Origin of the sequence: Thalassobaculum fulvum (genome assembly GCF_014652915.1) — a bacterium.
GTDB lineage: Bacteria > Pseudomonadota > Alphaproteobacteria > Thalassobaculales > Thalassobaculaceae > Thalassobaculum_A > Thalassobaculum_A fulvum.
Genome location: NZ_BMZS01000004.1, coordinates 90,142 through 108,364, shown reverse-complemented (window position 1 = coordinate 108,364; position 18,223 = coordinate 90,142). Strand labels below are relative to the sequence as shown.

The 18,223-nt window shown below is 68.9% G+C and carries 17 protein-coding genes; 2 read left to right on the top strand and 15 right to left on the bottom strand.

From position 1 onward, the window contains the following. Positions 1–53 precede the first annotated feature (53 nt). Positions 54–1,583, bottom strand: coding sequence for an aldehyde dehydrogenase family protein (locus IE246_RS09870; protein ID WP_189988900.1), 1,530 nt, complete (start codon positions 1,581–1,583; stop codon positions 54–56). Continuing rightward, positions 1,580–2,749: a CaiB/BaiF CoA transferase family protein gene (locus tag IE246_RS09865; RefSeq protein WP_189988898.1), complete on the bottom strand. Its 1,170-nt coding sequence runs from the start codon at positions 2,747–2,749 to the stop codon at positions 1,580–1,582. The genes IE246_RS09870 and IE246_RS09865 overlap by 4 nt, the downstream gene beginning before the upstream one ends. A 163-nt stretch (positions 2,750–2,912) precedes the next feature. Here IE246_RS09865 and IE246_RS09860 point away from each other — a divergent pair, with 163 nt between their 5' ends. Continuing rightward, positions 2,913–3,593 carry a hypothetical protein gene (locus IE246_RS09860; RefSeq protein WP_189988896.1) on the top strand — a complete coding sequence of 227 codons (681 nt, stop codon included), beginning with the start codon at positions 2,913–2,915 and terminating at the stop codon, positions 3,591–3,593. A 39-nt stretch (positions 3,594–3,632) separates the two neighbouring features. Here the strand turns inward: IE246_RS09860 and ppa are convergent, their stop codons facing one another. The 5 genes from ppa to IE246_RS09835 all read right to left on the bottom strand — a co-directional run bounded on the left by ppa (position 3,633) and on the right by IE246_RS09835 (position 8,567). Then, on the bottom strand, positions 3,633–4,181 hold the full coding sequence (gene ppa / locus IE246_RS09855; RefSeq protein WP_189988894.1) for an inorganic diphosphatase: 549 nt from the start codon (positions 4,179–4,181) through the stop codon (positions 3,633–3,635). Between the two features lie 67 nt (positions 4,182–4,248). Next, complete coding sequence (locus IE246_RS09850; protein ID WP_189988892.1) at positions 4,249–4,746, bottom strand: anti-virulence regulator CigR family protein; 498 nt, start codon at positions 4,744–4,746, stop codon at positions 4,249–4,251. 102 nt (positions 4,747–4,848) lie between these two features. After that, a complete protein-coding gene (locus IE246_RS09845) occupies positions 4,849–5,646 on the bottom strand; it encodes an FAD binding domain-containing protein (protein WP_189988890.1) in 798 nt (265 codons plus the stop codon). A 28-nt stretch (positions 5,647–5,674) separates the two neighbouring features. Next, positions 5,675–8,050, bottom strand: a complete 2,376-nt coding sequence (locus IE246_RS09840; RefSeq protein ID WP_189988888.1) for a xanthine dehydrogenase family protein molybdopterin-binding subunit — start codon at positions 8,048–8,050, stop codon at positions 5,675–5,677. A gap of 55 nt (positions 8,051–8,105) precedes the next feature. Beyond that, positions 8,106–8,567, bottom strand: a complete 462-nt coding sequence (locus IE246_RS09835) for a (2Fe-2S)-binding protein (RefSeq protein ID WP_189988887.1) — start codon at positions 8,565–8,567, stop codon at positions 8,106–8,108. A 431-nt stretch (positions 8,568–8,998) separates the two neighbouring features. On the opposite strand from IE246_RS09835, the gene IE246_RS09830 reads away from it, so the two are divergent. Next, positions 8,999–9,679, top strand: coding sequence for a GntR family transcriptional regulator (locus tag IE246_RS09830; protein ID WP_189988884.1), 681 nt, complete (start codon positions 8,999–9,001; stop codon positions 9,677–9,679). 7 nt (positions 9,680–9,686) lie between these two features. Here the strand turns inward: IE246_RS09830 and IE246_RS28290 are convergent, their stop codons facing one another. The 8 genes from IE246_RS28290 to IE246_RS09790 form a co-directional block, all read right to left on the bottom strand. After that, positions 9,687–10,214, bottom strand: a complete 528-nt coding sequence (locus IE246_RS28290; protein ID WP_229836945.1) for a methyl-accepting chemotaxis protein — start codon at positions 10,212–10,214, stop codon at positions 9,687–9,689. Between the two features lie 755 nt (positions 10,215–10,969). Then, positions 10,970–12,079, bottom strand: coding sequence for an S-(hydroxymethyl)glutathione dehydrogenase/class III alcohol dehydrogenase (locus IE246_RS09820; RefSeq protein WP_189988882.1), 1,110 nt, complete (start codon positions 12,077–12,079; stop codon positions 10,970–10,972). Between the two features lie 46 nt (positions 12,080–12,125). Next, on the bottom strand, positions 12,126–12,764 hold the full coding sequence (locus IE246_RS09815; protein WP_373297873.1) for an SRPBCC family protein: 639 nt from the start codon (positions 12,762–12,764) through the stop codon (positions 12,126–12,128). A gap of 93 nt (positions 12,765–12,857) precedes the next feature. Beyond that, the gene (locus IE246_RS09810) at positions 12,858–14,573 is read right to left on the bottom strand and encodes a Na(+)/H(+) antiporter subunit D (protein ID WP_189988878.1); all 1,716 of its coding nucleotides are present in this window, start codon (positions 14,571–14,573) and stop codon (positions 12,858–12,860) included. Then, positions 14,557–14,832, bottom strand: a complete 276-nt coding sequence (locus IE246_RS09805) for a hypothetical protein (RefSeq protein WP_189988877.1) — start codon at positions 14,830–14,832, stop codon at positions 14,557–14,559. Before IE246_RS09805 ends, IE246_RS09810 begins: the two co-directional genes overlap by 17 nt. Before the next feature lie 16 nt (positions 14,833–14,848). Next, on the bottom strand, positions 14,849–16,339 hold the full coding sequence (locus tag IE246_RS09800; protein WP_189988875.1) for a monovalent cation/H+ antiporter subunit D family protein: 1,491 nt from the start codon (positions 16,337–16,339) through the stop codon (positions 14,849–14,851). After that, positions 16,336–17,835 (bottom strand): monovalent cation/H+ antiporter subunit D family protein, encoded by a 1,500-nt coding sequence (locus IE246_RS09795; protein WP_189988873.1) that lies wholly within the window; start codon positions 17,833–17,835, stop codon positions 16,336–16,338. Before IE246_RS09795 ends, IE246_RS09800 begins: the two co-directional genes overlap by 4 nt. Next, entirely contained in the window at positions 17,832–18,221 is a 390-nt protein-coding gene (locus IE246_RS09790) for a cation:proton antiporter subunit C (RefSeq protein WP_189989606.1), read from the bottom strand. The genes IE246_RS09795 and IE246_RS09790 overlap by 4 nt, the downstream gene beginning before the upstream one ends. Positions 18,222–18,223: the final 2 nt, after the last annotated feature.

The following is an 18,223-nucleotide window of genomic DNA, read 5'->3' as shown; positions in this document are numbered from 1 at the left end:
CTGCCGGGGCCGGTCCCGCCGCTCGTCGTCGCTGATGGCGTTTCCGCCACGCGTCAGGTCTTGTTGAAGATGATGGTCTTCTTGTGGGTGAAGTGCTCCAGCATCGCCTCCAGGGTGGCCTCTTTGCCGAGGCCGGAGTTCTTCACGCCGCCGTAGCTGAGGCCCGGCTGCACCACCAGGTTCTGGTTCACCTGCACGAAGCCGGCTTCCAGCTTCTCGGTGAACGACAGCGCGGCCTGCAGGTCGTTGGTCCAGATCGTGGCGGCCAGCCCGTACTCGGTGTCGTTGGCGGCGGCCAGGACCTGGTCGCGGTCGGACCAGCGGAAGATGCAGGTCACCGGGCCGAAGATCTCCTCGCGGGCCAGCTTGCTGTCGTGCCCGATCTCGGTGAACACCACCGGCCGGACGAACAGGCCGTCCTTGAACTTCGGGTCGCTCGGCATGGCCGAGCACTCGATCGGCTTCGCCCCCGGCTCCTTGCGGCCGTGGTCGATGTAGCCCTGGACCTTGGAGAACTGCTCCGGCGAGATGATCGTGCCGATGTCGGTCTTCTCGTCCAGCGGATCGCCCATGACCATGGCGTCGACCTTGGCGCGCAGCTTGGCGACGAAGTCGTCATAGACCTTGTCGTGCACGAAGATCCGGCTGGCGGCCGTGCAGGACTGGCCCTGGCGGGTGAAGCGCATGCCGATGACGGCGCCGTCGACCGCCTTGTCGACATTGGCGTCGTCGAACACGATCATCGGCGACTTGCCGCCGAGCTCCAGGGTCACCGGGATCAGCTTGTCGGCCGCGGTCTTGTAGACGATCTTGCCGGTCTCGACCGAGCCGGTGAAGGTGACCTTGCCGACTTGTCTGTGGGCGACCAGCGGGGCGCCGCATTCCGGGCCGAAGCCGGACAGCATCTGGAACACGCCGGCCGGCAGCACCGAGTTCATGATCTGGCAGACCCGCAGCACGGTCAGCGGCGCCTCCTCGGCCGACTTCACGATCACCGCGTTGCCGGCCAGCAGGGCCGGGGCGATCTTCAGCGCCATCAGCAGCAGCGGCACGTTCCACGGGATGATCGCGCCGACCACGCCGATCGGTTCGCGCACCGTGATGGTCAGCATGTCCGGGTGGTGCGGGACGGTCTCGCCCTTCAGCTCGGAGCCGAGCCCGGCATGGAAGTAGAAGGCGTCGGCCAGGATCGAGGCCTCGACCCGGCTCTCGGTGCGCAGCGCCTTGCCGGTTTCCAGCGCGATCAGCCGGCCGAGCTCCTCGACATGCTGCTCCAGCGCCTCGGCGCACTTGTAGAGCAGCTTGCCGCGGTCGCGGGCCCGCATCTTCGCCCACGGCTTCTGGGCCTCGACGGCGGCGGCGACCGCCCGGTCGACGTCCTCGGCATCGCCGGCGGCGCCGAAACCGATGATCTCGCCGGTCGCCGGGTAGATCACCTCGAAGGTCTTGCCGGACGCCGCCTGCACGAGCTCGCCGCCGATCAGGTGGCGGCCGGACAGGGCCTTGGCGAGGCCGTAGGGATCCAGGTTCGGCTCGAGCGACGGCGCCTGGCCGTAGTCGAGATCGCTTACCATCAGGTTCATCGTCCGATCTCCTTCAGGATCTTGGCGCGGTCCTGGTCCAGGTTCGGGGCCGGATCGCGGGTCGTGGGGTCGGGGAAGCCCGAGATCTTGACCGGGTTGCCGATCACCTTCATCGGCCCGGTGATCGGATCGTCTACGTCGACGATCATGTTGCGGGCCGCCGCCTGCGGGTAGTTGACGGCCTGGCCGATGTCGTTGATCGGCCCGGCCGGCACGCCGGCGTCGTCGAGCACCTTCATCCAGTGCTCGGTGGTGTCGGTCTTCAGGATCGCCTCGAGCTCGGCCTTCAGCTGCTCGACGTGCTCGGCCCGCTTCGGGTTGCTGACGTAGCGCGGGTCGTCCTTCCATTCCGGCTTGCCGAGGCCGTCGGCCAGCTTGCGGAACAGGCCGTCGTTGCCGGCGGCGATGATGATGTAGCCGTCGCCGGTCTCGAACGCCTCGAACGGGGTGATCGACGGGTGCCGGGCGCCGAGCGGCCCGGGGGCTTTGCCCGAGGTGAAGAAGCGCACCGCGGCGTTCTCCAGCAGCGCCAGCTGGCAGTCGAACATGCCGATGTCGACCTTGGTGGCCTCGCCGGTGATCGCCCGGTGGTACAGCGCCGACAGCACGCCGACGGTGGCGTACAGGCCGGAGCCGATGTCGCCGATCGACATGCCGATGCGGGTCGGCGGGCTGCCCTCGTGGCCGGTCACGCTCATGATGCCGCCCATGCCCTGCACGACCATGTCGTAGGCCGGGCGGGTCATGTCGGGGCCGGAGTGGCCGAAGCCGGAGGCAGCGGCGTAGATCAGCCGCGGGTACCGGGCGTGCAGGGCGTCCCAGCCGTAGCCCAGCTTCTCCATGGTGCCGGGCCGGAAGTTCTCGACCACGACGTCGGCGTTCTCCAGCAGGGCCTCGAAGATCGCCTTGTCGTCGGCGTCCTTCAGGTTGAGCGCGATGCTCTCCTTGCCGCGGTTGATCGACTGGAAATACGCCGACTTGCCGTTGACGAACGGCCCGTAGTGGCGGGCGTCGTCGCCGGTTTCCGGGGTCTCGACCTTGATCACCCGGGCGCCGAGTTCGGCCATCAGCAGGGTGCAGTACGGGCCGGCCAGGATACGACTGACGTCGACGACGGTGATCCCGGCGAGGGGACCGGTGCGGGCGTGTTGGCCGTCGGCGGCCATGGGCATGCCTCCCTGCTGCGCGCGTTCATGGTTTCCGGCGGTTTTAGACCACGGCCGGGCGCCGGACAAGGCGACGTCGGCGGCCTGCGGCGCGGTGGTGGCCGGCATCCGCGAATCGCCGTATAGAGGCCGAACGGCACTCATAGGGGGCAGGGAGGATAGGATGATTCGTATATCGATTGTCGCCGGTCTGGCATTGGCGGTCGTGGGCTGTGGCGCGACCCCGAAGAACGGCGAAGTGATGGAAGGCGACGTGCGCATGCAACCGGTGGCGGTGGCCACCGACGGCGGTGCGGCGCGCTGCACGGCCCGGGCGCTGCTGATGAACCGCTCGCGGAGCAAGCCCGAATGGGAAGCTACCGTGGAGGCGCCGGCGACCGTTCACCTGCCGCGGAACGCCCGCGTCGTGGAACTGGTCTGCGCCCCGGTCGGCGGCGGCCCGGCGACGGCCCGCTACCTGACGTCGCAGGAATCGTCGGAGGCCAAGCAGGGACAGGCGGCAACCGGTGCGATGTTCCTGCTGCTCGGCGGCCTGCCGGCCCTGGCGACCGGGATGGCGCAGCGAACCGACGTCTACGAGTTCCCGGCGACGGCGACGGTCAGCCTGGCCCCGCCGGCCTCGGCCGGCCCGGCCGACCGCAAGGCGTTCGCAGACCGCCGCGCGGCCGAGATCGAGCAGGACATGGAAGCCTGGCGCAAGCTGCGCTGGGCGCTGTGCGAGGCCGAGCAGTCGCCGGGGTCGTCCGCCCTCGACGACCACTGCCAGCGCGATCTCGACGACCTCAAGCGCCGCCGCGAGCAGCTCACGGCCGAAGTGCGGGCGATGAAGACCGCGCAGAACTAAGCGCGGCGGAACCGATTGTGAAGGACGGGCCGGGGCCGCCTACTCGGCGGCCTTGGCCGGCTTCGCCTCGGCAGCCCGGATGCCGGCGCGGATCAGGTCGAGCGCCTCTTCGGCGTCGCCCCAGCGTTTCACCTGGACCCACTTGTTGGCCTCGAGGTCCTTGTAGTGGGTGAAGAAGTGCTGGATCTGGTCGATCAGGATCTTCGGCAGGTCCCGCCAGGAGCCGACGTCGGTGTAGTAGGGGTGCAGCTTGTCGACCGGCACGGTCAGGATCTTCTCGTCCTGGCCGGCCTCGTCCTCCATGATCAGCACGCCGACCGGGCGCACCCGGACCACCGACTTCGGCAGGATCGGCACCATGCCGGCGACCATGACGTCGAGCGGGTCGCCGTCGTCGGCCAGGGTGTGCGGGATGAAGCCGTAGTTGACCGGGTAGCTCATCGCGGTGTGCAGGAACCGGTCGACGAACAGGGCGCCGGATTCCTTGTCGAGCTCGTACTTGACCGGGTCGGAGCCGAGGCCGACCTCGATGACCACGTTCACGTCGTAGGGCGGGTTGTGGCCGATGGCGATCTTGTCGAGTCTCATGTCCTGGTCCTCGTGACCTCGCTATGTTGCGGCGCAACATATCTGCTGCGGCGCCGCAATCAAGGGACTATTTTCGCAGCACGTCCTTCAGCACGTCGGCGATGATCCGCGTCCCGGCCTCGATCAGCACCACGTCGGTGCCGACGGTCTGCAACTCGTAGCCTTTCGGGATCGAGAGCTTCCCGGTCAGGCCGTTCGGAACGCCGCGTTTGGCGATCCCCGGCGGCACCGGCTTGCCGCGGGCGACGTTCTTGGCGATGCCCGGGGGCAGGGCGGTCGCCGGCTGCGGGTGCTGCTGGAAGTACCGGGTGATGGTGGTGCGGTCCTGGTCGGAGAGCAGGACGCCGGCGATGGCGGCGCCGGCCGCGGCGGCGGCCGCCGCGGCGTCGGAACCGCCGGCGTTGCCCTTGACGGCGTTGCCCTTGACGGCGTTTCCGGCCTTGCCGTGGAGTGCAGCCTTGTCCTGGGCGCCCTGGGCCTTTTCGGACTTGGCGAGGGACGCGCCGGCGCTTGCCGCCGTAAGGCAGGCGGCGCAGGCGAGGGCGACGAGAAGGCGGCCAGGCATCGACATTTCTCCGCTGCGGGATTCCGGGAACGGCAATCTACCACGCAAACGGGCCGGCCCCTATGGGACCGGCCCGCCGTCGATGCATCGGTCGTCGGCCGGTCAGCCGGCGGCGGCGACCGCCCGCTTGGCCATCACCGTGATCAGGTGCGAGCGGTACTCGGCGCTGGCGTGAATGTCCGAGTTCAGCGTGCCCGGATCGACCGCGATACCCGCGACCGCGTCCGGCGACCAGTTGGCCGCCAGCGCCTGCTCCATCTCCGGCACCCGGAACACGCCGTCCTGGCCGGCGCCGGTCACCGCGACCCGCACCCCGCCGGCGGTCTTGGCGACGAACACCCCGACCAGGGCATAGCGCGAGGCCGGGTTGTCGAACTTCACGTAGGCCGCCTTCTCGGCCTTCGGGAACGACACCGAGACGATGATCTCGTCCTCGGCGAGGTCGGTCTCGAACAGGCCGGTGAAGAAGTCGTCCGCCGACACCTCGCGGGCGCTGGTCTTGATGGTGGCGCCGAGGCCGAGGCAGGCCGCCGGATAGTCGGCCGCCGGATCATTGTTGGCGATCGAGCCGCCGATGGTTCCGCGGTTGCGGACCTGCGGGTCGCCGATGCCGCCGGCAAGCGCCGCCAGCGCCGGGATCGCGCCGGCCACGTCCGCCGAGCCGGCGACCGCGGCATGCCTGGTCATCGCCCCGACGGTGACGGTGTCGCCGCTGACGGCGATGCCGTTCAGCTCGGCGATCCCGCCCAGGTCGATCAGGTCGGACGGCTGCGCCAGACGCTGCTTGAGCGTCGGGATCAGGGTCTGGCCGCCGGCCACGAACTTGCCGTCATCCGCCCCCTTCAGGGCGCTGACGGCGTCCGCCACGGACGACGGCTTGTGGTAGTCGAATGCGTACATCGTCTGTCTCCTCGGATTTCGTCCGTGGTCATTCCGCCGCGGCCGCCGGCCGGGCGCTCTGGATGGTCTTCCAAACGGTCTGCGGGTTGGCCGGCATCGGCATGTCGCGCACCCCGAGGTCCCACAGCGCGTCGACGACCGCGTTGATGACGGCCGGCGGCGAGCCGATCGCCCCGACCTCGCCGCAGCCCTTCACGCCGAGCGAGTTGTGGGCGCACAGCGTGCTCTCGGTGCCGACCGAGAACGACGGCAGGTTGTCGGCGCGGGGCATGGTGTAGTCCATGTACGAACCGGTCACCAGCTGGCCGTCCTCGTTGTAGACGCAGCCTTCCAGCAGCGCCTGCCCGATGCCCTGGGCGAGGCCGCCGTGGATCTGCCCGGCGACGATCATCGGGTTGATGACCCGGCCGACGTCGTCGACCGCCGTCATCCGCTCGACCTTTACCACGCCGGTGTCCGGGTCGACCTCGACCTCGGCGATGTGGCAGCCGCCCGGGAAGGTGAAGTTCAGCGGGTCGTAGAACGCCTTTTCGTCCAGCCCCGGCTCCAGCTCCTGGTGCGGGAAGTTGTGCGGGACGTAGGCGGTCAGCGCGACCTCGCCGAACGCCATGCTCTTGTCGGTGCCGGCGACCGTGAAGTTGCCGTCCTTGAACTCGATGTCGGCCTCCGAGGCCTCCATCACGTGGGCGGCGATCTTCTTGGCCTTGGCGATGATCTTGTCGAGCGCCTTGACGATCGCCTCTCCGCCGACGGCGAGCGAGCGCGATCCGTAGGTGCCCATGCCGAACTGCACCTTGTTGGTGTCGCCGTGGCTGATCTCGATGTTGTCCATCGGCAGGCCGAGCTTTTCCGACACCAGCTGGGCGAAGGTCGTCTCGTGGCCCTGGCCGTGGCTGTGGGCGCCGGTGAACACCGTCACCGAGCCGGTCGGATGGACCCGGACCTCGGCCGACTCGTAGAGCCCGGCGCGGGCACCGAGCGAGCCGACCACGGCCGACGGCGCGATGCCGCAGGCCTCCAGGTAGGTCGAGAAGCCGAGGCCGCGGCGCTTGCCCTTGGCCTCGGACGCCGCCTTGCGGGCCGCGAAGCCGTCGGCGTCGGCCGCCTTCAGCGCCGCGTCGAGCGTGGCGGTGTAGTTGCCGCTGTCGTACTGCAGCGCGACCGGGGTCTGGTACGGGAAGGCGTCGGCCGGGATGAAGTTCCGCCGCCGGATCTCGACCTGGCTCAGCCCGATCTCGCGGGCGGCGCGGTCGACCAGCCGCTCGATCAGGTAGGTCGCCTCCGGTCGGCCGGCGCCGCGATAGGCGTCGACCGGCACGGTGTTGGTGAAGATCGCCTTCACATTGCAGTAGATCAGCGGCGTCGTGTACACGCCGGCCAGCAGCGTGGCGTACAGGTAGGTCGGCACGCAGCTCGCGAAGGTCGAGAGATAGGCTCCCATGTTGGCCTTGGTCTCGACCTTGAGGGCGAGGAACTTGCCCTCGCTGTCCATCGCCAGCTGGGCGTGGGTGATGTGGTCGCGGCCGTGGGCGTCGCTCATGAAGGATTCCGAGCGCTCGGCGGTCCACTTGATCGGCCGGCCGACCCGGCTCGACGCCCAGGTGACGATCGCCTCCTCGGCGTAGTGGTAGATCTTCGAGCCGAAGCCACCGCCGACGTCGGGCGCCACGACGCGCAGCTTGTGCTCCGGGATCGACAGCACGAACGCGCCCATCAGCAGCCGGATCACGTGCGGGTTCTGGCTGGTGGTGTACAGCGTGTACTCGCCGGTCGCCCGGTCATACTCGCCGACCGCGGCCCGCGGCTCCATCGCGTTCGGGATCAGGCGGTTGTTGACGATGTCGATCTTGGTGACGTGCGCAGCCTTGGCGAACGCCTCGTCGATCTGGCCCTCGTCGCCGATCTCCCAGTCGTAGCAGAGGTTGGTGCCGATCTCGTCGTGCACCAGGGTGCCGCCGGCCAGCGCCTTGTTCATGTCGACCACCGCCGGCAGCGGCGTGTAGTCGACGACGATCTTCTCGGCCGCGTCCTTGGCCTGGGCGTAGGTCTCGGCGATCACCACCGCGACCTGGTCGCCGACGCAGCGGACCTTGCCCTGGGCCAGCGGCGGGTGCGGCGGCTCGTGCATCGGCGAGCCGTCCTTGGAATGCACCTGCCAGCCGCAGGGCAGGGAACCGACCTGCATGTCGGCACCGGTGAACACCGCCAGCACCCCCGGCGCCGAGGCGGCCGCCGAAGTGTCGATCCGGTCGATCTTGGCGTGCGCCTGCGGGCTGCGCAGGATGTAGGCGTAGGTCTGTCCCGGACGGTTGATGTCGTCGGTGTAGGTGCCGCGACCGGTCAGGAACCGCTTGTCTTCGACGCGCTTCACGGCCGCGCCGATACCGGTACCTCCATCAGGCATTTCTCGCTCCCTGTTTGGCCGATTCCCTGTTGATTTCTTGCTTGTCCGGGATCGGTCACATCGTCTGTTGCGCGTGCTGAATCGCCTTCACGATGTTGTGGTAGCCGGTGCAGCGGCAGATGTTGCCTTCGAGCCACTCGCGGATCTCGTGCTCGGTCGCCTTCGGGTTCTTCTTCACCAGGTCGACCGCACTCATCACCATGCCCGGGGTGCAGAAACCGCACTGCAGGCCGTGATGCTCCTTGAACGCCGCCTGCATCGGGTGCAACTCGTCGCCGTTCGCCAGACCCTCGATGGTGACGACATCGGCGCCGTCGGCCTGCACCGCCAGCATGGTGCAGGACTTCGCCGAATCGCCGTTGACGTGGACGACGCAGGCGCCGCACTGGCTGGTGTCGCAGCCGACATGGGTGCCGGTCAGGTGCAGGTTCTCGCGCAGGAACTGAACGAGCAGGGTGCGGGCTTCGACCTCGCCCGACACCTTCTTGCCGTTCACCGTCATGGTAACCGTGGGCATGCCCTCATCTCCCTCGTGAAGCGTGCGATTCGAAATTGTCAGTGTTTCCAGGCGATAGCGCAGGCAGTCCGTGCCGGTCGCCGCCCTTGTCGGCTCCAGTCTCTTTCCCAGTTCGACGCAGGTCAAGCGGGGAGGCCGCGACCGTTAACCACGGCGCACCGGCTGCCGGCGCCGGTTCGGGGAGCCCCGGCCGGCCGGCGTTTACGTCCGGGTAACGCATACATGATATCCAGTATCGCCGGCGGCGTGCCGGCCCGCGCGTTCCAGGCAGCAAAATCCACGGTTCTGTGGCATAACTGCCCTCAACGACGGGACGGCTGACGGACCGCGGCGGGATCGCGGCCGGCGCGGTGACGTTTCCACCGCATGTGCCAGGGTGCGTGACGCGCAGGCAGTCCGGCCGTCGAGATGAACGGGAGAAGATCGAACGTATGGCTGAACCGCTACGGGTCCTGCAGCGACCGAAATCCCTGACCGCCCTGGCCGCCGACGAGATCCGCGGCCGTATCGTGCGGGGCGAACTCGGGCTGGGTTCGCCGCTTTCCGAGAACGCCCTGGCGCTCGAGCTGGGGGTCAGCAAGACGCCGATCCGCGAGGCGCTGCTCCAGCTCAAGATGGAGGGGCTGGTGTCGATCCAGCCGCAGCGCGGCAGCTTCGTGTTCGACATGAGCCCGGAGGAGATCAAGCAGCTCGGCGACCTGCGCGAGACCCTGGAGGTGACCGCGCTGGAGCGGGCCATGAAGGGCCGGCGCGAGCCGCTGGTCGCCGCCTTGACGGCGATCGTCGACGCCATGGCCGAAGCGGTGCGGACCGGCGACAACGGCCGCTACCGGATCCTGGACGCGGCGTTCCATCGGACCCTGTTCGAACATGCCGGCAACCGCTACCTCGCCGACTGCTATGCCGGCTTCGCGTTCCGCATCCAGGCGCTGCGGGCGCGGCTGTGCAGCGACCCGGCGCTGAACGCGGTCTCGCTGCGCGACCACGGCCGGCTGCGCGACCTGATCGCCGCCGGCGACGTGGACGCCGCGCGCGACCTGCTGGTGCACCACATGACCCGGACGATCGGCGACTATCTCGACAGCATGGAGCAGGCGGCGGTCGCCGACTGACGGCCGGTCACGCCGCTGCCGCCTCCGCATCGACCGCGTGCTGGCGGTTGATGCCGGAGATCGCCTGCTCGACCTCGCCCGAGACGCCGGCCATCCGCGCGGCGATCTCAGCCGTCGCGCGCTGCTGTTCGCGGGTGGCCTCGCCGGTCGCGTCGATCAGGGCCAGCATGACGGCGACCTTGTCCGTCACGTCGCCGAACGCGCCGTTGACCACCTCGAGCGAAGCCTGGAGCCGATCGGTGTTCACGCCGATGGTGTCGGCGGCGCTCCGGGCAGCGTTGGCCAGTTCCTTCACCTCCCGGGCGACGACGGCGAAGCCGCGGCCGGCATCGCCGGCCCGGGCCGCCTCGATGGTGGCGTTCAGGGCCAGCATGTTGGTCTGGCCGGCGATCGAGCGGATCGACCCGAGCAGGGCCAGGATCTCGCCGATCGCCCGTCGGAAGTCGTCGAGCTGCCGGACCGTGCCGCCGACCGTGCCGGCGATCGTGTGGGCCTGGCCGTGGCTGCGCGTCACGTTCGCCTCGACCGTCGCCATGCTGGCCGACAGCTCCTCGGTGGCGGCGGCGACGCCGTCAATGGTCGTGCCGACGCTGTCCCGCAGCGAGCCCGTCAGGTCGGCGACGCTGCGGGCGGCCCGGCGTCGCAGCGCCTGGTCGTAGGCGGTGGTTGCGACGACCGCCTCGGCGCTCATCAGCCGGGCGACCGCGGCGACGGCCCGGCGCTGTCCGTCGCCGACGGGATCGATCGCCAGGATGCGGGAGGTGATCTGCTCGGCGAGCTCGGCGAAGAACATGCCGTACACCGCCGGATCGAGACCGGCCTCCAGGTCGCCTTCGGCGAACCCGAGTACCCGGTCGTAGTGCGTCTGGTCGATCCCGGTCTCGAACACCGCCTGCCAGCGTGCCGTGTGGGCCGCCGTCCAGGTGTTCTCGTCCTGGCCCCACAGAAACGCCCGCAGGGCGGGGTGCCCGTCGCAGGCCCGCCAGGTCGCGCGCAGCGACGGGTCGAGCACCGCCTTCACATGGCCGGTCCAGGCGGTCCGCAGATCCAGGCGGTCTTCGGCGGACGCGAGGCGGCAGCCGGACAGCAGCTGTGCGAGATCCATCGAGGTTCTCCGTATCGACGTGGTCGACGGCCGGGGCGGCTGGTCCGGTGCCCGGCGTCGGACAACCAGAATGCGACCGCCGGTCGGGGCGTTACGTCGTCGGAGATGGGAAGTTGCCGGATCCGGTCCAGCCACGGCCGTGTGAGCGGGCCGTGAGCCGGACCTCGGATCTCAGGTGCCGGCGGTCAGTAGACCACCACGCTGCGGATCGACTTGCCCTCGTGCATCAGGTCGAAGCCGTGGTTGATCTGCTCGAGCGGCATGGTGTGGGTGATCAGGTCGTCGATGTTGATCTTCCCGTCCATGTACCAGTCGACGATCTTCGGCACGTCGGTCCGGCCCCTGGCGCCGCCGAAGGCGGTGCCGCGCCAGGACCGGCCGGTGACCAGCTGGAACGGCCGGGTGGAGATCTCCTGGCCGGCGCCGGCGACTCCGATGATGATGCTTTCGCCCCAGCCTTTGTGAGCGCACTCAAGGGCTTGTCGCATGGTGTTGACGTTGCCGATGCACTCGAACGAGTAGTCGGCGCCGCCGCCGGTCAGTTCGACCAGATGGGCCACCAGGTCGCCCTGGACCTCCTTCGGGTTGACGAAGTGGGTCATGCCGAACCTGGTCGCCAGCTCCTTGCGGGCCGGGTTCAGGTCGACGCCGACGATCATGTTGGCGCCGACCATGCGGGCGCCCTGGACCACGTTCAGGCCGATCCCGCCGAGGCCGAACACCACGACGTTGGAGCCCGGCTCGACCTTGGCGGTGTTGATCACCGCGCCGATGCCGGTGGTGACGCCGCAGCCGATGTAGCAGACCTTGTCGAACGGCGCGTCGCTGCGGATCTTCGCCAGCGCGATCTCCGGCATCACCGTGTAGTTCGAGAACGTCGAGCAGCCCATGTAGTGGAACAGCTTCTTGCCGTTCAGCGAGAACCGCGAGGTGCCGTCCGGCATCAGCCCCTGGCCCTGGGTCGATCGGATCGCCTGGCAGAGGTTGGTCTTCGGGTTCAGGCAGTACTCGCACTCCCGGCACTCGGGAGTGTAGAGCGGGATCACGTGATCGCCGGGCTTGAGGCCCTTCACCCCGGGGCCGATCTCGACCACCACCCCGGCGCCCTCGTGGCCGAGGACCGACGGGAAGATGCCCTCCGGATCGCCGCCCGACAGGGTGAAGGCGTCGGTGTGGCAGATGCCGGTGGCCTTGACCTCGACCAGCACCTCGCCGGCCTTCGGTCCTTCCAGGTCGACCTCGACGATCTCCAGCGGCTTGCCGGCCTCCACGGCAACGGCGGCGCGTGCCTTCATGGCATCCTCCCGGGGTTCTGGTGTCGGCGGCGCGGACCCGCCGCGGTCAGCTGTGCGCGGAAACCAGGAACAGCACCACGCCGGCGACGACGATGCCCCAGGTCAGAACGGCCGACCAGTGCAGGCCGGGGTACACGTTCTCCTCCGGGATGCCGAGGCGCTTCATCTCTTCCTTGAGCGGGCTGCTTGCTGCCACTGTGGTTTCCTCCGGTTGCGGTTCGGGTTGCGCGGCGGGGCCGCCGGCGCGGCCGGCGGCGATCTCGCTGAACGTTGCGAAGAAGTCGTTGGCGTATTTCTTGGCGGTCGAGTCGATCAGCCGGGCGCCGATCTGCGCGAGCTTGCCGCCGACCGAGGCGTTGACCTCGTAGCTCAGAACGGTCGCGGCTCCGCCGTCGGCGTCCTCCAGGCGGACCTTCGCGCCGCCCTTGGCGAAGCCGGCGGCCCCGCCCTTGCCCTCGCCGGAGATCGTGTAGCCGTTCGGCGGGTCGATGTCCGACAGCGTGACCTGGCCGCCGAACTTGGCCTTCACCGGGCCGACCTTGACCGACACCTTGGCGGTGAAGCCGTCGTCGCCGGTCCTCTCGATCTCCTCGCAGCCGGGAATGCACTGCTTGAGCACGTCCGGGTCGTTCAGCGCCTCCCAGACGGTCTGCCGGGGCGCCGGGATGGTGTGCTGGCCGGTCATGTCCATCGCGATGGGCCTTTCATGGGCGGAACCAGTGATGGATACCGCTTATCAAATTCGGCCGGGCACCGCCAGAACCGGTGGCGCCGGCCGTCAGCTCGCCGCGTAGCTGACCAGCAGGACGACCAGCAGCAGCGCGGTCACCCAGGCGACGCCGTTGCCGACCCGCACGGTCCGTCCGACCAGCCCGTTCGGGCCGAAGTTGCGGGCCGAGCCGTCGATGGCGACCGACACCAGCGCCAGTCCGATACCGGTGAGGCTGCCCCACACCGCGTCGATCCCGCGGCCGATTCCCCGGACGATCGCCGGCAGGACCTTGCGGTAGATCCAGTCGCTGTCGAGGTTGGTCGAGCGAAGCTCAGGCGGATACAGGCCGGTCCGCATCAGGAAGGTGAAGGCCAGGGCGGCGAACAGCAGCAGCTGCAGCTGGGTGATCACGTGCCCGGTCGTGTACGGCACGAAGTCGACGGGGAACGGCAGCATGGCGTAGAGCGGATCGGGCCAGATCCCGATGCCGATGCACAGTGCCGCGGTGGCGGCCATCGCCAGCAGCATGTTCCAGGGCGCCTCCTTCGGGCGCTTCCCGCTGTCGTGCGCGAAGAATGCGAAGAACGGCACCTTGATGCCGGAGTGGTGGAACACGCCGGCGGAGGCGAACAGCAGCACGCCCCAGGTGATGTAGTGCCCCTCGCTGCCCGCCGCCGTCAGGATCATCGACTTGGAGATGAAGCCCGAGAACAGCGGAAACGCCGAGATCGAGGCGGCCCCGACGATGCAGAAGCCGGTGGTCCACGGCATGGTCTTGTACAGGCCGCCGAGCTCGGAGCCCTTGCAGGTCCCGGTGCGGAACAGCACGGCGCCCATCGCCATGAACAGCAGGGCCTTGTACAGGATGTGCGAGAACGCATGGGCGGCGGTGCCGTTGAGCGCCATTTCGGTGCCGATGCCGACGCCGACCACCATGAAGCCGAGCTGATTGTTGAGGCTGTAGGCCAGGACCCGCCGCAGGTCGTTCTCGATCACCGCGTAGAAGATCGGGAACGCGGTCATGGTCGCACCGATCCAGATCAGCATCTCGGTGCCGGCGAACGAGCGGGCCAGCGCGTAGACCGCGAGCTTGGTGGTGAACGCCGACAGCACCACGGTGCCGGTGACGGTGGCTTCCGGATAGGCGTCCTGCAGCCAGTTGTGCAGCAGCGGGAACGCGCATTTGATGCCGAAGGCGATCAGGATCAGCGGGCCGCCCGGGGAGTCCAGGCCGATGTGGCCGAACGCCAGCGAGCCGGTGCCGTGGACGTGGAACAGCACGCCGGCCAGCAGGATCACGCCCGAGCCGACCTGGATCACCAGGTAGCGCATGCCGGCGCGGAACGCCCGGTCGGTCCCGGCGGCCCAGATCAGGAACACCGAGGCGATCGCGGTCAGTTCCCAGAACACGAACAGCGACACCAGGTCGCCGACGAACGCCGCGCCGATCGCCGCGCCGGCGTAGATCTGCGCCGCCGTCCGCTGCATCCGGTCGGATTCGTGCCACGCGTACAGGTTCCCGAGGAACAGCGCGATCAGGAAGATGCTCCCGAACACCGTGCTGAGCTTGTCGACCCGCAGCAGCTGCAGATCGAGGCCCATGAAGGCGATGGCGGCATGCTCGCCGGACGGCAGGGCGAGCGTGTAGGCGAGCACCGCGGCCGGCAGCGCCAGCACGTAGAGCCGGGCCAGCGCGACCGGCAGCAGCGGGACCAGCAGGCCGCCGAGGACGACCAGCAGGCCGGGGCTCAGCGGCATCGCGAGCTCAGCGATCGCGGTCATAGTAGTCCTCGTCGCGCATCAGGATCTTCCGCATCCACTTGGCCGCCAGGACCAGCCCGACCGAGCCGACGAAACCGTAGATCGCGTAGAAGCCGAACAGGTACTCGACCGCGAAGTGCGGGTGCTTCTCGTACAGGAGGTCCCCGAGGAACAGCAGCGCGCACACCGCGACCAGCGTCCAGACCACCTTGGTGACGTTGCGCGGCTCGTCGAGCCAGCGCCGCGTCTCGCCGGGAGGCGGGGAGGAATGTTGCGCCATCGTCACCTCCCGGGGATCACTGGACCAGCGGCCGCAGCAGCGCGACCACCGCATCGGCGTAGAAGAACAGGACGACGCAGCCGGCGGCGGTCAGGCAGGGCGGCAGGACGCACAGCAGGGGGGCTTCCTGCAGGCCGCCGGCGGCCGGCGCCGCGGCCGCGCCGACCGACTGCGGGACCGGCTCCGCCGACGGCTTGAAGAAGCCGCGGGCGACCACCGGGATCAGGTAGGCGACGTTCAGCAGCGAGCTGATCATGTAGACCGCCACGACCGCCCACAGGCCGGTCTCGACCGCGCCCATCGCCAGGTACCACTTGCTCCACACGCCGGCGAGCGGCGGCAGGCCGATGATGCTGAGCGCGCCGACCAGGAACGCGCCGTAGGTGAACGGCATCCGGCGGCCGAGGCCGTCCATCTCGCTGATCTCGGTCTTGTGGGTCGCCACGTAGATGGCGCCGGCGCACATGAACAGCGTGATCTTGCCGAGCGCGTGGGTGGCGATGTGCAGCGCCCCGCCGAGCACGCCGTAGGAAGTGGCGAGCGCCGCCCCGAGCACGATGTAGGAGAGCTGGCTGATCGTCGAGTAGGCGAGCCGGGCCTTCAGGTTGTCCTTGGTCATCGCGACCAGCGAGGCGGCGATCAGCGTGAACGAGGCCACGCCGATCAGCCACTGCGACGCGCCGGTCTCGGCGAGCAGGTCGACGCCGAAGACGTAGACCACGACCTTGAGGACCGTGAACACCCCGGCCTTGACCACCGCCACCGCGTGCAGCAGCGCGCTGACCGGGGTCGGCGCCACCATCGCCGAGGGCAGCCAGCGGTGGAACGGCATCAGCGCCGCCTTGCCGATGCCGAACATGTAGAGCGCCAGCAGGAACGGCAGCACCGCCGGGTCGACCTTGCCGCGCAGGATGCCGCCGGCGGCGAAGTCCAGGGTGCCGGCCGCCAGCCAGGTCCAGATGATCGCCACCATCTGGAAGCCGATCGAGGTGCCGATCAGCAGCCCGAGATAGATCCGCGCGCCCTGCCTGGCCTCCGCGGTCTCCTTGTGCGCGACCAACGGGTAGGTCGACAGCGTCAGGACCTCGTAGAAGATGAACAGGGTGAACATGTTGCCGGCGAACGCGATGCCCATGGCGCTGGCGATCGCGATCGCGAAGCACATGTAGAACCGGGTCTGCTTGTGCTCGTGGTTGCCCCGCATGTAGCCGATCGAATACAGCGAGTTCACGATCCACAGGCCGCTGGCGATGCAGGCGAACAGCATGCCGAGCGGCTCGATCTCCAGCGCCAGCGGCAGGCCCGGCACCACCTCGACGAGCGTGGCCGCCGGCCGGGCGCCGGCCAGCACGTCCTGCAGCAGCGAGTAGACGATCACCGCCAGCAGCCCGGCGGTCACCAGGGTGACAGCCTCGCGCAGGTTCGCCCGGCTGCCGGTCAGCGCGATGAACAGCGTGCCGATCAGCGGCAGCAGCAGGGTGGCCGCGAGCAGGAAGGACGGGTTCATGGCGCCACTCCCAGCAGGCCCATGGCGGCGGTGCGCGCGACCGAGACCGTGAGCTCGGCGTCGACGCCGAACCAGATGTTGGCCAGCACCAGGATCCAGGTCGGCACCAGCATCGACAGCGGCGCCTCGCGCACCGTGCGGCCGGCCGGCGGCTCACGCAGGTAGGCGGCCTCGACCACCTTCCAGACGTAGATCACCGCCAGCAGCGAACTGGCCAGGATCAGCGCGGCGATCCACCAGCGGCCGTCCTCCAGGGCGGCCCCCACGAGATACCACTTGCTGATGAAACCGACCGTCAGCGGCACGCCGATCAGGCTGAGGCCGCCGGCGACGAACGCCGCCATGGTCCACGGCATCTGCCGTCCGAGCCCGCGCACGCCGTGCATGGTGACGTCGCCGACCCGCAGCATGACGCAGCCGAGAGCCAGGAACAGCGCACCCTTCATGAGGGCGTGGTTGAACAGGTGCAGGACCGCCGCGGTCAGGCCGTCGACGCTGCCGTAGGCGAAGCCGAGCACCATGTAGCCGAGCTGCGCGACCGACGAATAGGCGAGCAGGCGCTTCAGGTTGTACTGGTAGATGGCGGCGACGGTGGCGGCCATCATGCCGATCACCGCCAGCGGCAGCAGCACGTAGTCCATGGTCAGCGCCATCAACCCGGAGGTCGGCGCGAACACCCCGAACAGGAAGCGCAGCAGGACGTAGACCGAGACCTTGGTCGAGGTCGCGGCCAGGAACGCGGTCCCGGTCGACGGGGCGTAGGTGTAGGCGTTCGGCAGCCAGGTGTGCAGCGGGAACAGCGCCAGCTTCAGCCCCAGGCCGACGACGATGAAGGCGAAGGCGACGTGGACCGTTCGGTTGTCCAGCAGCGGCGGCACCCGCTCGTGCAGGTCGGCGATGTTCAGGGTTCCGGTCACCATGTACAGCAGGCCGACGCCGATGACGAAGAACGTGGCGCCGACCGTGCCCATGACCAGGTAGTTGTAGGCGGCGGTGAGGGCGCGCCGGTCCAGGCCGGCGCCGGCCGCCACCAGGACGTAGGACGACAGCGACGTGATCTCGAGGAACACGAAGACGTTGAAGGCGTCGCCGGTGATCGTCACGCCGAGCAGGCCGGCGAGGCACAGCAGGTAGGCAGTGTAGTACAGCCCGCGCTGGCTGGCCGGAATCTCCGCCAGCACGCTGCGCGGGGCATAGCTGCTCACCGCGGCGCCGATCCCGGAGACGATGACCAGCACGATCGCGTTGGCGGCGTCGATCACGTATTCGATGCCCCACGGCGCCGCCCAGCCGCCGATCTCGTAGTGGATCGTGCCGTCGGCCATGACCGCCCGCAGCAGCATCACGGAGGTCGCGAAGGCGAGCCAGCTGACCAGGGTCGAGAACGCCCAGGCCAGGCCGGCGCGCTGCAGCAGGAAGCAGATCGGCGCCGAGATCAGCGGGACCACGACCTGCAGGATCGGCAGGTGCGGCAGCGCGGCGGACAGCGTGCTCATCGGCGCCGCTCCGCGAGGTCGGCGGTCATGTCCAGGCTCTCCGCCTCGTCGATCTCGTCTTCCTCGATGGTGCTGTAGGCCTCCCGGATCCGCACCACCAGGGCGAGCCCGAGCGCGGTGGTGGCGATGCCGACGACGATCGCCGTCAGGATCAGCACATGCGGGATCGGGTTCGAGAACACCTCGTCCTTGCCGGTCAGGATCGGCGCGGTGCCGCCCGCGACCTTGCCCATCGAGATGTACAGCAGGAAGACCGAGGTCTGGAACACGTTCAGGCCGATGATCTTCTTGACCAGGTTGCCGCGTGCCACGACGACATACAGGCCCGCCATCATCAGCACGATGACGATCCAGTAATTGTACTTGGCGAGGATCAGCTCGAGCATCG

Excerpts from the sequence above, each read along its gene's own strand:
- IE246_RS28290 (WP_229836945.1), bottom strand. The coding sequence starts at position 10,214 with ATGGCGACGGTCGAGGCGAACGTGACGCGCAGCCACGGCCAGGCCCAC.
- IE246_RS09830 (WP_189988884.1), top strand. The coding sequence starts at position 8,999 with ATGGCTGAACCGCTACGGGTCCTGCAGCGACCGAAATCCCTGACCGCC.
- IE246_RS09860 (WP_189988896.1), top strand. The coding sequence starts at position 2,913 with ATGATTCGTATATCGATTGTCGCCGGTCTGGCATTGGCGGTCGTGGGC.
- IE246_RS09845 (WP_189988890.1), bottom strand. The coding sequence starts at position 5,646 with ATGTACGCATTCGACTACCACAAGCCGTCGTCCGTGGCGGACGCCGTC.
- IE246_RS09810 (WP_189988878.1), bottom strand. The coding sequence starts at position 14,573 with ATGACCGCGATCGCTGAGCTCGCGATGCCGCTGAGCCCCGGCCTGCTG.
- IE246_RS09850 (WP_189988892.1), bottom strand. The coding sequence starts at position 4,746 with ATGCCTGGCCGCCTTCTCGTCGCCCTCGCCTGCGCCGCCTGCCTTACG.
- IE246_RS09815 (WP_373297873.1), bottom strand. The coding sequence starts at position 12,764 with ATGACCGGCCAGCACACCATCCCGGCGCCCCGGCAGACCGTCTGGGAG.
- IE246_RS09790 (WP_189989606.1), bottom strand. The coding sequence starts at position 18,221 with ATGCTCGAGCTGATCCTCGCCAAGTACAATTACTGGATCGTCATCGTG.
- ppa (WP_189988894.1), bottom strand. The coding sequence starts at position 4,181 with ATGAGACTCGACAAGATCGCCATCGGCCACAACCCGCCCTACGACGTG.
- IE246_RS09840 (WP_189988888.1), bottom strand. The coding sequence starts at position 8,050 with ATGCCTGATGGAGGTACCGGTATCGGCGCGGCCGTGAAGCGCGTCGAA.
- IE246_RS09795 (WP_189988873.1), bottom strand. The coding sequence starts at position 17,835 with ATGAGCACGCTGTCCGCCGCGCTGCCGCACCTGCCGATCCTGCAGGTC.
- IE246_RS09835 (WP_189988887.1), bottom strand. The coding sequence starts at position 8,567 with ATGCCCACGGTTACCATGACGGTGAACGGCAAGAAGGTGTCGGGCGAG.
- IE246_RS09870 (WP_189988900.1), bottom strand. The coding sequence starts at position 1,583 with ATGAACCTGATGGTAAGCGATCTCGACTACGGCCAGGCGCCGTCGCTC.
- IE246_RS09800 (WP_189988875.1), bottom strand. The coding sequence starts at position 16,339 with ATGAACCCGTCCTTCCTGCTCGCGGCCACCCTGCTGCTGCCGCTGATC.
- IE246_RS09820 (WP_189988882.1), bottom strand. The coding sequence starts at position 12,079 with ATGAAGGCACGCGCCGCCGTTGCCGTGGAGGCCGGCAAGCCGCTGGAG.
- IE246_RS09865 (WP_189988898.1), bottom strand. The coding sequence starts at position 2,749 with ATGGCCGCCGACGGCCAACACGCCCGCACCGGTCCCCTCGCCGGGATC.
- IE246_RS09805 (WP_189988877.1), bottom strand. The coding sequence starts at position 14,832 with ATGGCGCAACATTCCTCCCCGCCTCCCGGCGAGACGCGGCGCTGGCTC.